Source organism: Hymenobacter sedentarius, from assembly GCF_001507645.1.
GTDB classification, from domain to species: Bacteria; Bacteroidota; Bacteroidia; order Cytophagales; family Hymenobacteraceae; genus Hymenobacter; species Hymenobacter sedentarius.
Window position 1 is genome coordinate 2,189,285 of the sequence record NZ_CP013909.1, and the last position, 13,858, is coordinate 2,203,142.

A 13,858-nucleotide genomic window follows, 5' to 3' on the forward strand; every position below is an offset into this window, starting at 1 on the left:
TAAGTGCAAGATAAACAGTGTCTATGCAGGGCGTAGAGCTTTAGGTAAAAGCTCTATAGGTAGTGAAAGCTCTATGTTTGAGCTACCATCTACAAGGCTGTTAATGTGATGGTATTGGTTCTTTTTTCCTAGACCTGCAAATACCAAAAAATCGAGTTCTCCGACTCCAAGCTTTTCAATCGGAATTTTCGATAATGCGAGTTCAAGAGCTAATGAGGGGGCTTTACTTGACGTATTTTGAGGAGGGAATACATGGCAAAGGGTCCGGCATAATGCTGCCATGTTGCCTTTGTTTTTACGGTAGGCCAGTAGGCTTATGACCCCTCTTCTCTCAAGTATGTATAAAGCCAGCGCCAAAGACGATACAGAACCGCTGAATGGGGCCGTTGCTGTTATGTGGCTATTTTGAGCCTCCTCTGCCTTAGTTAATCTCTGGCGTTGGTCTTTAATCCACTTGTTGACTTTAGCCACATTTGCTATAAAGCGTTTGCCCGCACCTGGTTCAATTCTGTTGCCCTGCCTATCAGCTGCCCATCTTTTTTCTGATAGAAGATTTCCTACCAACCCGTCCAAGAGATTACAATCTAAAACGTCACAGTCAGGAAAATGCTGTTGTAAATTATCAGCTACGTCCTCGGGTGACCACTTGCGGAGTTTGGTTACCAAGTAACTTGGAAATCTGAGGTTATAGGGCCCCGGTGCACTTTTTAGGTAAGCGGGAGATAACAGCAGGTGGCCTTCGCTGCTAACCTTGAACACTGGTGGAGTGAGAGGATTAGCTAAATCCTTTCTCTCTTGAATCGAGGATGGACGTTCAGTCATTCACGAAATTAAGCAAGTCACCCAATCCAAAAAAGAGAATAGGAAGGGTTTCACTGCCCGAGTAGGCGGGCATCCCGCTTATGGCGCATCATGCCACATAGCGTGCACAGCTACCATAAGGAGCAGCATTCTAAGAGCGGTGTCCCGTGAGCTGTCCCGTGAAAAGCAAGAGGCCCAACAACTCGCTGATTCACAGCATGTTGTTGAGCCTCTAAGTGGTCGTGTAAGGAGTCGAACCTTTGTGCCCTGGGTTCTCGATAAATGCCTTAATTACGATTTTTAGGGCATTATTATTGGCCGAGCTTCTTAATATTCCAGGCGTTTCCGCTAGATTCCGGTACTAATACGGTACTAGCCCGTATACTTGCTTTAAAAACCAACCTCTCTGATGAAGGCCCAACTCGTTACCCGAAACCCGGACGCCCGAACTAAAAAGGTCACCATCTACGCTGAGTACCGCTACCAAAATAAGTGTAAGCGGGTGCCCACGGGTATCAAGGTGCACGAGAAGCACTGGGACGTCGACAAGAAGATCATCCGGGCCAATGGGACCGACAACGTCGGTAAGGATAATATCCACCTACGCCAGGTACTGAGCGGCCTAGAAGAGCAGATCAAAAGCCTGTACGTGCAGAACGGAAACGTCCCGCCTACCATTGACCAGTTGAATGCGAACTACCAACAGCAGGCCGCTGCTCTAGGGCAACAAAACGGAGCACCGGTGCCGCCCGTGACGGTACTAGAGGTATTGAAGGGGTTCATCGACGAGCATGTCGGCTGGGCCAAGTCCACCCGTGATAACTTCCGCACCCTGCAGGCTAACATTGAGGCTTACCAGGCCGCACATAAATACACCTGGGTCCTAGATGGCCTGACGAACGAAGACATTATCAAGTGGCAGCACTGGCTGGTGAAGAAGTATGATTACAAGAACTCCACCCTGGGGAAGCGGGTCCGGTTGTTGCGGCAGTTTTTGCAAGAGAAGGGCGCGCCAGGGGTTCAAACCGGAAAAATCAAACCCTTATACTCGCAGCTGTTAACACCCCCGGTGGTGCTTTACCTGCACGAGATTGAGGCCTTGCAGGACCTCCAGCTTACTGGGAAATTGGAGCGCGTTCGCGATTTGATGGTGGCGCAGATTTTTTCGGGTCTACGTTTTTCTGACCTTGTTCGTCTGCGGAAAAACCATGTTCAAAAGGGTCATATTGTAATAATGATGCAGAAGACCGGCCTGACCGTTCGGGTGCCCATCTTTCGTCAACTGCGGGAAATCATCGAAAAATATACGCACGATGACCAAGGTGGCGAGCTTATGCTACCCCAGCTCAGCAACCAAAAGTTCAACGACTACATCAAGGAGCTTTGCCAGTTGGTGCCGGCCCTGCACGAACCGGTCGTCATTGAGTCTAAAAAACGAGACCGGATGGAGACTACCCAGGTGCCGAAGTGGAAACTCATCTCCAGCCACAGCAGCCGTCGGAGTTTTTGCACCTTGTGTTTGGATATGGGTTACTCCGTGAAGCAGGTCATGCCCTGGAGCGGCCATCGCAGCTTCGCGGCCTTTTCGCGATACATTGGCTTGACAGATATCAAGGAAGACGCAGGTGCCGATTTCGACACCCGTTACAAAGCCAAGCTTGCAGGAGAGTCCTGATTCTACACGAGTGTTAAGGGCTGATTTAAGCACGTTGGGAAGCCGAGCGCACGAGGGGCATGTGCTTGTGCTGAGCTTGTTGCGTGGCTGCTGCTACGGGGTCTGCTTTGACTCCGTCCACCAAATGAGGTGAGCCCCGATGCACTCCAAAATTGCCGTCATGGCCTCGGTGCCTTCTATCCGCGACTCATCCTGGACGAACCGGTCCCCTCGGGCGATGGAGTGTTGAACCACGCCCAGTTCCTGATTGGTCGCCATGGTGGAAAACGAGATGTGCTTCTGACTGAAGTGCACGAACCCCGACGTCTGGTTGTAAACATCGAGCACCCACGGGTACTGCACGGCCACGACGTCGCGCAGGTGGGCATCCCGCAACAGGGTGCCATGCTTGTCTTTTAATTGATTCACCTTCGTGCCATTCATGACGGACCGCGCAAAGTCGTTCGGGTCGCTGACCATCCACAAGGCCGCGTAGCGGAGCAGCGAGTCGAGGTGCAGCCGAACCACGTGCGCTGCGCCAAGGTAGTTGTTACTGCGAACCATGCCATTGAAGCCGGCGATGAGCGCCAGCGACCGGTTGACGATGGCCATGGAGTAGATATCGATGAACGAGAGCCCAGGTCGGCCGTCTACCGGGACCACCATCTTTTTGGTTAAGGCCAGCAGGTGTTGCTCCTGGCGCTGCAGAGCAGACAGGGCGTCGAGTAAGGGTTGGGTCATACCGGTAGGGAAGAGGGTATCTGTTTTATTACTATTCCAATCCCGATGCATATGTACGTCTTGGCCGCTAACGAATCAGATTGTGCCAAGACGAAATGATCGTGGCTGTTGCAGAACCTCTCATTGTGCCTGAAATCTCCGCTGGTTGCGGAGTTAGGGAGTAGATAAGCGGCGAAAACGGCCGTTTTGGTGCTCGTTCGGTGGAATAGCGCGAGCCGCGTGGCTGCTGCCCGGGTTGTGCAACAGCCACGACCGTTTTACTAAACGCACGTTCAAGATGCCTTCTCGGTGCTCTGGAGGCCGCTTTTAAACGATTAACGTGCTATATTATCCGTTTCCTGAGATGGCCCCATTTAACCAACTACCTGGCCATAACCCTAAACAGGTTCGATGAAAGCCCCTATTTGCTAGCCCGCTTCAACTTCCTGGTTATCCTTTTTTTCTCTTTTCATGTTGCGAAAACTATTTTTTGCCGCTGCTTTCGTTTTGGCTTGTGCCAACTGGGCGATGGCACAAGACAAGCCGACGATTAAAATCAAAACGAAGGCGAAGCCGGGCAAGACCGCCACCGCCCATACGCCAGCCCCGGCTTCCGCACCCGCCCCGGCGACCGACTTTTCGCTGCGCTATGCTTCCGGTATCACGGCCGAGGATTTACGCCAGCACCTGAGCATCCTGGCTTCGGATGAGTACGAAGGCCGCGAAACCGGCAAAAAGGGCCAGAAAATGGCGGCCGAATACATCCGCAAGCAGTTCACGGCCCCGGGCCTGACGGGGCCGGTGAAGGATTCGGACAGCCCGTGCCTGCAGCATTTCACGGTGAACCGACTGCGCCTGGACCCGAGCACATCGGTGAAAATCGGCGGCAAGACGTTCGTGCTCAATAAGGATTTTTACGCCGTCGCGAATGGCACCTTGGCCACGGCCACGCCCGTGCAGCCCGTGTTTGCCGGCTATGGCATTCAGGCCGCGGGCTATACTGATTTCGCCGCTGCCGGCGACCTCCACGGCAAGGACTTGCTGCTGCTGGGTGAACCCACGGGCAAAGACGGCAAGCCCCTGCGCAAAGACGATAAGACCGGGCTGATGTTTGGTGACCTGGGTTTTCAGGGGGTGGTGGACCGAATGGTCGCCATTCGGCCCTTAAAGCCGCGGAGCTTATTCTGTATTGAGCCCACTGCGGAGGCATTCGAACAAGTACCCAAAACGTTTTCTTACCTGCTCGGCCTCGAACAGCTGACTTTCCCGGATGCGCCGGACCGCAAGGGCCCTCCAAATCTGTTCATCGTCTCGCCCGAGATGGGCGCCGCGCTGCTGAGCACCAACGCCGCCGGCCTGGCCAACTACCAGCAGGCAGTCGCCGCGGCGGGCAAGCCCATAGTCTCGTCCTTCAAGCCCGCCGCGGCCATTGTGCAAACGGTTGAGAAGAAAGAACCTTTCACGACCGAAAACGTGCTTGGCTTTCTGGAAGGCAGCGACAAAAAGGATGAAATCCTGGTCGTCTCGGCCCACTATGACCACCTGGGCATCAAAGACGGCAAGGTGTTCAACGGCGCCGACGAAGACGGCTCCGGCACGGTAAGCGTGCTGGAAATGGCCCAGGCCTTCGCCCAGGCCAAGAAAGACGGCCACGGCCCGCGCCGCAGCATCCTGTTCTTGGCCAACACCGGCGAAGAGGAAGGCCAGCTCGGCTCGCAGTACTACACCAGCCACCCGGTTTTTCCGCTCGAAAACACGGTTGCTGACCTCAACATCGACATGGTGGGCCGCGTCGATAGCGTGCACCGGGGCAAGGGCGACTACGTCTACCTGGTCGGCGACGACAAGCTCAGCTCGGTGCTGCACACGCTCAGCGAGGCCACGAATCAGAAATACAACCCCGTGGCCCTGGACTACAAGTACAACGACCCCAACGATCCCGCGCGCATCTACTACCGCTCCGACCACTATCAGTTTGCCAAGCACCAGGTGCCGGTGATTTTTTACTACTCCGGCGGGCACCCGCAGTTCCATCAGCCCACCGACGACGTGGACCTGATTGATTTCCCCGCCATGGCCCGCCGCGACCAGCTCATCTTCCACACGGCCTGGGAGCTGGCCAACCGCGACCGCCGTGTGGTAGTTGACTCCAATAAGCCGTAGTCGCTCCTTCAACTGAACGGAGCGCGTTTACGCCACCACCGGTTGAGTAAACGACGGGGGTTTCTGCGTGGCCTGTGGGTTGCCGACACGGCGGGGCCGTTAGTAAAACTGCCGGTTGTACGCTTCGATGGCCTTGGCATAGTGGTTGTTGGCGGCTCCGACATAAAGGCTGCCAAAAAGGGCGGCCAGTGAAAAAGAAAACGCGACCGGAGCTTTGCTGAAGTTGGAACTAGACACGTTTTTTTGCCGGTCGACTTGCAAGCCGCCCACGACGGTCGACGCCACAAACACGGGCAGCAGCCCGAGCAGCGCGAGCCGCCGTTGCGCCCGGTCCTTACGCAACTCTTCGGCGGCGGGCGGGTAGCGGCGCAACAGCCGGGTCACCGTGGCCGTCGTCAGGGGTTCTTGGTTGACGGTGTAGAACGCGCGGGAATACCGGCCGTTAGGCACGACGTTCAGGTGGATGGCGCTGTCCGCCCACACGGCGGGGGCGGGCGCTTGGGCATGGCCCGCGAAGGACCCAAAGCCCAGCAGCAGGGCGAGTAACGTTTTCATGACGCCAAGGTGTTGAATCTCAGGTGTGGATAGGGTGAGCCCTCCATTGAATGAACGGAGCGCGTTCACGTCACGACCGTGGCTGTTGCAGAACTCGCCAAGATGCTCCGCTGCCCGGTTAGTCCTGCCTCAAGTCCTCTATAAAGCATGCGGTGCCTCCTTTTTAGCCGTGCTCGACTCCGTCGGCTCGCTTAAGATTCACCGTTGGCGAGTTCTGCAACAGCCACGACCGTTTTCTTAAACCAAAGCGGACGCAACCCCCTTACCTCATTGGTGCGCTTCTTTGTGCTGCTCTCCTCCGACGCTCCTAGGTGCTTACGCCCACGAATGCGATGAAATACGTTGGCTTTCTTCAGCAGCACGACCCCTGCCTCGTGGCGGAAGACTTGCTGGCGTTGCCCGGCGGCTCACCCTCGCCGGGAGCAGAGGAAGAGTTGGCCGTGGTTACCTGCCACCAGCAACGGGCAGTGCTCGTGTTCGGGTGGATGCATTACGTTTCCGACGCCCAGACCGGGGAGATTATTGCTCCGCACGTCTATTACACCGACGGCGAGTGGGTATGGCCGTCGTATTTGCTCCATTACCTTGGCACGCGGAATCTGGGGGCGCATTACGCCGGTTTTGTAGCGCATGCAGGCAGTTGCCGGTCGGTAAGGGTGTCGAAAGCAGCCGAGGCGGCGATTGAGGAACAACTCATTCGTCTGTTTCAACCATCCATTGAGTGATTTCGACCCTTTAGGTAGACGAGCCACGAAGGCAAAAGCCACAAGGTGCCCGTTGCTGCTCGGAAACGAGCGGCGCTAGTGCGGCGGCACGACGGACCCCGCCAACGGGGTATCGGCCCACTGCCAGGCCACCGCCAGCGCCTGCTTGGTGTGTTGCGCCCGCGTGGTTTGGCCGGCCGCCAGCTGCGCTTGGTAGAGTCCGGACAAGGCCCAGCCGTTGCGCGGCAAGCGCGCCAGGTCTTGCTCGTACACGGCGATGGCCTCCGGGTAGCGCCGGGCCGCGAGCAGGACGGGCCCGAGCTGGTGGCGTACCGAAAAGAACCAGTCCGGCGGTTCGTTGTACTTGAGCTGGTCTTCCAAGGCGACCGCTTCGCGCAGCACCGCAATGCTCTGCGGGTAGCGGCCCTGGCGATACAGGATGGTTCCTTCCAGCTCGCGTTGAGCGATGGCCAGGACGGCGTGCATGGAGTTGATGCCAAAGATAATGCCCCGCAGGGCCGCCGTGTCCCGCGCCAGCCGGCGCAGGTGCGCCAGTTCCCGCCGGGCCCGGGGCAAGTCCTGTTTGCCAGCCCAGGCCATGCCCCGGGCGTAGCGGCGCAGGGCCTCCGGGTAGACCAGCGTGGTGTCGAAGTTGGTCATAGCCAGCACCTGGTCCCAGCGCCCAAACTTCACGGCCACGTTGTAGGGAATGGTGTAAAAGTGCTGCAGCGAGGGGCCCAGCACCGGGTCTTTCAGCAAGGGCTTGCTCACGTGGTCCGCCAGCTGGGCGGCGCTTTGCAGCGCACGGCGGCTGGCGCCTTCGAGCGTGGCGGTGGCCGTCAGAAAGTGGTAGTTGTGCGGGTGGTAGGCCAGCGGGTACGCGCCCTGGGCGTGGCAGGCTGCGGTGTAGGTGCTATCGGCTTGCAGGGCGCGCAGGTTGGCCAAGGTGCCCTGATGGTAGGCCCCCGTGCGGATGTAGGTGTGCGAGGGCATGTGCAGCAAGTGGCCGGCGCCCGGCACCAGACGCATCAGGCGCTGGGCACTGGCGTTGGCCGCCTCGGGATGCGCCGAGGCCTCGGTGGCGTGGATGTAGAAGTGGTTGGCCCCGGCGTGCTGGGGGCTGCGCCGCAGCACGTGCTCCAAGGTGGTGATGATTTCCGCCGTCCACGGCCGGGGCTGGCCGTTCTGCTGCCAGAGGTCCCAGGGGTGCAGGTCCATCAGGGCCTCGGCGTAGAGGACGCCCACGTCGGGGTCCTCGGGAAATTGTCGGTAGACGCCGCCGAGCGCCGCGGCGTAGGCGCGGTCGTAGGCGGCGCGGTCGGGCACCGGGGTGGGCGGGTAGCGCCGGGCCAAGGCCGCAATCAACGCCTGCTCGCGGGGGGTGGCCCGGGCGGCCAGGCGCTGGGCTCGCTGCACGGCGCGGTAGGCCCGGGCAAAGTTATCGGCCTCCATGCCGGCGTTGTAATTGGGCCCCAGCACGTAGGCAAAGCCCCAGTAGGCCATCGCACAGGTCGAATCCTGGCGCGTGGCTTCGTGAAACGAGCGGGCGGCTTCGGCGTGGTTGAAGCCGTAAGCCAGCATGAGGCCCTGCCGAAAGTAAGCCACGGCCGCCGGCTGCAGCGAGCTAATGGCCATCGTCAGGCCCGTAAGGCCGGGCAGCAGCGGGGCTTTTTGGCCCGTGGTGTACCACGCGGTATCGGCCGTGACGGGAGCCACGCAGCTGGTTACGGTCAGGGGTTGGACCCTGGGGGGCGCGGCCGGGCGGCCCGCCGGCGGCTGGGAGGAACAGCCGGTTAGCAGCGCCAGCGCTGCCAGTCCCGGGTCGATGCGATGGAGCGTCATGGGGGTAGGGCCTAAAGGGATGGGTGCGGGTTCGGCCCGCCAACTGGCGAGGCTGGGCGGCCGGCATGCCCGTAAGCCCCCACGTAAGCGAAACGGAGACGAACTCGGGCGCGCCAGCCTGAAAAACAGGATGATAAGTTAAGATAAATCCTCCGGCATTGCAAGTTTTTTCGGCCGCACCGGCGCTCATATTGCGAACCCAGAGTACCCCGGCACCGCCGCCACGCCCGCGGCCGCGGGCGTGGCGGCGTTCGCCCCCTGACCCGAGGGAGGGCCAGGTGAGCAGGCGCACCTACGTGGTTGTTCTCCCGGTAAGCACCAACAAATCCCTGCGGCTCGCTCACTGCGCATGGGTAAGCTATTCGCTCCGTTCGCTTTTCGCACCGTTTGACTGAACTGTCGCAGGGAGTGAGTGCAAGTCACCTGGCGCGGACGGGCGTCGGCGTGGCCTGAAAGACCTGTTAACGTGCACGCCCCGCAGGTCCATCGGGTACGGCACAGAGGAACGTATTTTCGAAGTAGTTTGCCCGTTCAAAGCTCAACTTTCCCTTTAATTAATTCCACTTCCGCGCAGGGCTGGCGGTGTGGTTCAGTCCCCATGCGCTACTTGTTGTTGCTGGCCACCGGTTGTTCACTTTTTTGGGCCGCGCTCCTTCTCGCCTTAACCGCTTGTACGAGCCCCCGGCCAACGTGCCGCTGCCCGCGGATGAGTTGGAGTTCCGCCCCCCGCTAACCCACCCCTTCCGGCTGGCCACGCCCACGCCGCTGACCTGGGTGACCACCCGTTTCGACTCGCTGCCACACCCCAGTTCCCGCTTCGACCTGGCCCGACTCCCGGCTACTCCGCTGGACGTGGGCAGCCCGCCCCCCTCCGAGCTCCCCTGCCGCAATGGTCCTTCGACCTGGGCCGGTTCCCGGTTACGACCTACCGGCTGGCCCACATCCCGAAAATCAAAATGGGAGCCCCGATTTCCCCGCTGGGGCGGCCGCGCAAAATAAAGGCGAACCTGCCGATGCGGCCGGGGCCGCGGCCGCCAACGTGCTGCGGGTCGGGCAGGAACAAGGGTTGACGGGCACGACGGTGTCCTCGCTGTGCCCAGACCCGACGACCGGCGCTATGTGGATTGGCACCGACCAGGGCCTGAGCTGCTTCGACGGTCATTACTGTGAGACGTACACCGTCACCCAAGGCCTAAGTACCAACCAAGTCACCCAGGTCTTTCTCGACAGCCAGGGGCGCCTCTGGGTCAGCCACTCGGGTTTCGCGGTGGACGTGCTGGACCGGCGCCGCGGCACCGTGCATCACCTCTCGGGTTACTACGGCCTGACGGGCAACCGGGCCAGTACCTTTCTGGAAGATGCGCAGGGACGCGTATGGATTGCCCACAACAATGGGGTCGACGTGGTGAACCTAGCGGCCGGCACCGTGCAAAACCTGACCCCGGCCATTGGCTGGGGCTCCCACACGGTGAACACGCTCTACCGCGACCGCCACGGACGCCTGTGGCTGGGCGGCAACCGCAACCGGCTGCTGCTACTCGACCCCGCCCGCGGCACAGCCCAGCGAGTGGTGCTGCCCGCCCCCGCCAGCGACATCCTGCAGGTGGCGGAAGACTCGCGTGGGCGCTTGTGGCTGGGCACGGGCGGGCAAGGCCTGTACATCATCGACGAAAAACTGGGCCTTATCCAGCGGTTGACCACCCGGCAGGGGCTGAGCCACAACTGGGTAACGAGTCTGGCCCAGGGCCTGGGTCAGCGAATGTTCTTGGGCACCGGCGGCGGCGGAGTAGACGAGTACGACGGCGATCACCACACCCTCAAGCCCCTGCGCGTCGACCAAGGGGGGCTCAGCTCCAACCTGGTGGCGAGTATGTATTTCGCCCGCGACGGGCAGCTGTGGGTGGGCACCAGCGGCAAAGGAATAAACTTGTACCGGACTTTTTTTTCCGCGCGGCAACTCAGCCGGCAGCAGGGCCTGCCCGGTCGCGGGGCCCCGTACTATGCCCTGGCCGAAGACGGCCAGGGTCGGGTCTGGGCGGGCTCGCAAGGCGACGGCCTCGACGTGCTGGACCCGGCACGCGGCCAGCAGTGGCACCTGGGCAAAGCCCAGGGATGGCCCGACTCCAGCGTGGGGGTGCTCTGCCGCGACCACCGGGCCCGCTTGTGGGTGGGCGGCAGCCGCCAGCTCAACGTGGTGGACACCCGCCAAGGCCGCCTCACCCGCCTCACCGACACCTTGGGAGTCATCACCGCCCTAATGGCAGACCGGCAGGGGCGCCTGTGGGTGGGCGGGGTGGCCGGCCCCACGGTACTCGACGAGCGGCAGGGCACCGTCCGGTATACCAACTTTCGGCGCGGTCTGATATCCAACTTCTTCTTCGCCTTTGCGCAGGACCACCGCGGGCAGGTGTGGTGCGGCTCCGACAATGGGCTGGCCATCGTCAGTGCCGATGGCCGGAGCGTGCGCTTGGTTGCCAACCCCTTCGGCCCTGGCAAAAACTGGATTACCTGCCTGCTGGAGGACGCGGACGGCAACATGTGGGTGGGAACAGCGGGTCGTGGCCTACACCGATTCAACGCCGCCACCGACCGGCTGACTTCGTTTTCACTAGCCAACGGCCTTTCCGACCTGCACATCGCGTCGCTCCAGGAGCGCGACGGCTGTCTCTATGTGGGCACGGCCAAAGGCCTGACGGTGGTCACGCCCGTCGTGGCGCACGCGCGCGCCACGACGCCCGCATGGCGCTTGGTTTCCTACGACAAGCCCGAGGAGTTTGCCTTTGTCGATTTTACGCCGGGCGTGCTGCTGGCCCGCACCGGCACGCTGTGGTGGGGCGTCTCGGACGTACTGGCAACCCTGGGCACGCCCCGAACCGACCTGCACGCACCCACCACCCGCCTCACCGCGTTGGACTTGATGGAACAGCCCCAAGACTTTGGCCCCCGCCTGCCCAAGGGGCCGGTCGTCGAGGGGGTGCGTTGGGAAGGCCAGCAAGCGGGGGGCGCCCTGCCAACCCAGCTGTCGCTGCCCTTCAACCGCAGCCACGTCACGTTCCATTTCGTGAGCAACCGGCTGGACAACCTGGCCAAAGTCCGCTACCGCTACTTGCTGGAAGGCAACGACGAGCACTGGAGCGACATCACCGACCAGGCCAGTGCCGATTACCGCAACTTGGCGCCGGGCCGCTACACGTTCCGGGCCAGCAGCAAGGGCCTGCACGGTTCCTGGGGTCCGCCCACCGCCTTTGCGTTCACGGTGCGGCCCCCTTGGTGGCGCACGTGGGGGGCGTACCTGCTGTACCTGCTCGGTCTGAGCGCCTTAAGGTGGTCCGGCGTCAGCTACCGGTCCCGGCGCCTGCGGGCAGAAAATGCGGCGCTGGAAGCCACGGTCACGCAGCGGACCACCGCCTTGCACCGGTCCCTGCAGGAACTGCGGGTGGCGCAAAACCAACTCGTGCAATCCGAAAAAATGGCCGCTCTCGGCGAGCTAACGGCCGGCATTGCCCACGAGATTCAAAACCCCCTCAACTTCGTCAACAACTTTGCCGACGTATCGGCCGAGTTGGTTGCCGAGCTGCGCGAGGAACGAGCCAAAGGGACGGCCGGGGACGCCGGCTTGGAGGAAGAACTTTTAGATGACTTAACGCAAAACCTAGGCAAAATCGGCGCCCACGGGCGCCGGGCCGCAGGTATCGTCAAGGGCATGCTCGAGCACAGTCGCACCATCACTGGCGAACGCGTCTCTACCGACTTGAATCGTTTGGCCGACGAATACCTGCGCCTGGCTTACCAGGGCCTGCGGGCCAAGGACAAAAGCTTCAACGCCACCCTGAATACCGAGTTCTTAGCGGACTTGCCGTTCGTGACCGTCGTGGGGGCCGACGTGGGCCGGGTCTTGCTCAACCTGTTCACCAACGCTTTTTATGCCGTGCGCCAGCGCCAGCAGCAAGGCGAGCCCGGCTACCAGCCCCAGGTCGGCGTGCGCACCGTACTGCTGCACCAACAGGTGCAGATTCAAGTAACGGACAACGGCATGGGCATGAGTGAGGCCGTGCAGGCGAAAATCTTCCAGCCCTTTTTCACCACCAAGCCCACGGGCGAGGGCACGGGCCTGGGACTCTCCCTGAGCCATGACATCGTCGCCCAGGGACACGGCGGTAATTTGTCAGTGGAGAGCCAAGAAGGCCAAGGCGCCACCTTCTATGTGAATCTGCCCCTGAACGGCCCGACTTGACATGAGGTGAAGCAGGGGTGCGGAGCTGCTGCTGGCCCCGCCAGGGCGCAACGGGTTTGCCCATGCTGCCGAACTGGGGTAGCTGGGCTACTGAGCGAATTTGCGCGGCGGATGCGCGGGTACACTGGGGTGGCCATTGGCTGGGGTTCAAGGACCGGCCGCACTTTGAGGTGTAGGGTGGAAACAAGCGGGCCAATGCGGTCCGCTCGTTATTTCATTTAGGCCATTTACATGGACGAATGGCTTCTGCACCAAGCATAGGCTTTCGGACTTATTTCTCTGCGTACACTTCCGTTAGCTGCTTCGTCAGATACGTAAAAGCACGCGGAAGGTCCGCACCCGGGGTGGTGGTATTGCCCTCAATAAAAATAGGGCCGTGGTACTTCGCCTTTCTCAACGCCCTGAGATACGGTTTAAAATCATCGCCCTGCACGCCCGGGTAGGTGCGGTTTTCTTTTTCTGCAATTTCGCAGTGCACCAGTAAGTCTTTGGCATCGATGATGCTTTGCGGCGACTCGCCCTCGCGCATCATGTGAAAGATGTCCGCGTTCAGTCGGAAGTTGGGATGGTTGACGGCCCGCACGACCGCCGCCGTGGACGTGAGCGTGAGCAGAAAATTCGTTTCGGCCGTTTCAAGGCTTTCAATGGCAATCATGATTCCGTGTTTTTGGGCCGCTACCGCCAATTGGCGGCATAAGACCACAAAATCGGCTTGGGCCTTCTGCGCATCGTAGCCGTCCGGAATCCGGCGTGCGCCCCCGCTGCCCAAAACGACGAGAGGGATCCGGGCTTGGTGGGCTCTCGCAAAAACACTGTCGGCATAGGCCACCACCCGGGCATCGTTCACGTTCGGCCCCGCGATTTTCATGTTGCCGGTAAAGAGCACATTGCAGAGGTATACTTTGCACTTCGCCTTTTTTATCCGGGCCAGGTTTCGCCGGAACTGCTCCTCCGGTAAGGCCGGCGAAATCGTTCGGCTCACGGTTTCCCCGAGCAGCCGGAAACCGCTGGCGTAAACCAGGCTGTCCCGATTCAGTGGGGCCACCACGCCGAGCTGCGGAAGGTCCTCTTTGCGGGGGGCAAAGCTGAGCAATGCTGTAAGCCCACCGAAAAGTACCAGCAGGGGTGTGAATTTCATGGAGCAGTGGTGTGTAGGTGAGTCGTATAATAAAAGCGGGGCGTAGC

Annotated in this window: 9 protein-coding genes; 4 read left to right on the forward strand and 5 right to left on the reverse strand. The window is 60.6% G+C overall.

Annotated features, from left to right (window positions below; translation table 11 throughout):
- Positions 1-21: 21 nt before the first annotated feature.
- Positions 22-822, reverse strand: a complete 801-nt coding sequence (locus tag AUC43_RS20915) for a hypothetical protein (RefSeq protein WP_157781010.1) — start codon at positions 820-822, stop codon at positions 22-24.
- A gap of 388 nt (positions 823-1,210) precedes the next feature.
- Here AUC43_RS20915 and AUC43_RS09180 point away from each other — a divergent pair, with 388 nt between their 5' ends.
- A complete protein-coding gene (locus AUC43_RS09180) occupies positions 1,211-2,476 on the forward strand; it encodes a tyrosine-type recombinase/integrase (protein ID WP_068192182.1) in 1,266 nt (421 codons plus the stop codon).
- A 93-nt stretch (positions 2,477-2,569) separates the two neighbouring features.
- Here the strand turns inward: AUC43_RS09180 and AUC43_RS09185 are convergent, their stop codons facing one another.
- Positions 2,570-3,196, reverse strand: coding sequence for a hypothetical protein (locus tag AUC43_RS09185; protein WP_068192186.1), 627 nt, complete (start codon positions 3,194-3,196; stop codon positions 2,570-2,572).
- A 450-nt stretch (positions 3,197-3,646) separates the two neighbouring features.
- On the opposite strand from AUC43_RS09185, the gene AUC43_RS09190 reads away from it, so the two are divergent.
- On the forward strand, positions 3,647-5,338 hold the full coding sequence (locus tag AUC43_RS09190) for a M28 family peptidase (RefSeq protein WP_233254139.1): 1,692 nt from the start codon (positions 3,647-3,649) through the stop codon (positions 5,336-5,338).
- 99 nt (positions 5,339-5,437) lie between these two features.
- Here the strand turns inward: AUC43_RS09190 and AUC43_RS09195 are convergent, their stop codons facing one another.
- Positions 5,438-5,893, reverse strand: a complete 456-nt coding sequence (locus AUC43_RS09195; protein WP_068192192.1) for a hypothetical protein — start codon at positions 5,891-5,893, stop codon at positions 5,438-5,440.
- 332 nt (positions 5,894-6,225) lie between these two features.
- Between AUC43_RS09195 and AUC43_RS09200 the strand changes: the two genes are divergently transcribed.
- Entirely contained in the window at positions 6,226-6,618 is a 393-nt protein-coding gene (locus AUC43_RS09200) for a hypothetical protein (protein ID WP_068192193.1), read from the forward strand.
- Between the two features lie 75 nt (positions 6,619-6,693).
- Here AUC43_RS09200 and AUC43_RS09205 read toward each other — a convergent pair whose 3' ends face one another.
- Positions 6,694-8,439, reverse strand: a complete 1,746-nt coding sequence (locus AUC43_RS09205) for a tetratricopeptide repeat protein (RefSeq protein WP_233254140.1) — start codon at positions 8,437-8,439, stop codon at positions 6,694-6,696.
- A gap of 889 nt (positions 8,440-9,328) precedes the next feature.
- On the opposite strand from AUC43_RS09205, the gene AUC43_RS09210 reads away from it, so the two are divergent.
- Entirely contained in the window at positions 9,329-12,673 is a 3,345-nt protein-coding gene (locus AUC43_RS09210) for a sensor histidine kinase (protein WP_099092888.1), read from the forward strand.
- 271 nt (positions 12,674-12,944) lie between these two features.
- On the opposite strand, the gene AUC43_RS09215 is transcribed toward AUC43_RS09210, so the two are convergent.
- Positions 12,945-13,811: a sugar phosphate isomerase/epimerase family protein gene (locus AUC43_RS09215; RefSeq protein WP_082685009.1), complete on the reverse strand. Its 867-nt coding sequence runs from the start codon at positions 13,809-13,811 to the stop codon at positions 12,945-12,947.
- Positions 13,812-13,858: the final 47 nt, after the last annotated feature.

Coding starts and splice junctions, on each gene's coding strand:
- AUC43_RS09195 (WP_068192192.1), bottom strand. CDS start 5,893: ATGAAAACGTTACTCGCCCTGCTGCTGGGCTTTGGGTCCTTCGCGGGC.
- AUC43_RS09185 (WP_068192186.1), bottom strand. CDS start 3,196: ATGACCCAACCCTTACTCGACGCCCTGTCTGCTCTGCAGCGCCAGGAG.
- AUC43_RS09190 (WP_233254139.1), top strand. CDS start 3,647: ATGTTGCGAAAACTATTTTTTGCCGCTGCTTTCGTTTTGGCTTGTGCC.
- AUC43_RS09200 (WP_068192193.1), top strand. CDS start 6,226: ATGAAATACGTTGGCTTTCTTCAGCAGCACGACCCCTGCCTCGTGGCG.
- AUC43_RS09210 (WP_099092888.1), top strand. CDS start 9,329: ATGGTCCTTCGACCTGGGCCGGTTCCCGGTTACGACCTACCGGCTGGC.
- AUC43_RS20915 (WP_157781010.1), bottom strand. CDS start 822: ATGACTGAACGTCCATCCTCGATTCAAGAGAGAAAGGATTTAGCTAAT.
- AUC43_RS09180 (WP_068192182.1), top strand. CDS start 1,211: ATGAAGGCCCAACTCGTTACCCGAAACCCGGACGCCCGAACTAAAAAG.
- AUC43_RS09215 (WP_082685009.1), bottom strand. CDS start 13,811: ATGAAATTCACACCCCTGCTGGTACTTTTCGGTGGGCTTACAGCATTG.
- AUC43_RS09205 (WP_233254140.1), bottom strand. CDS start 8,439: ATGACGCTCCATCGCATCGACCCGGGACTGGCAGCGCTGGCGCTGCTA.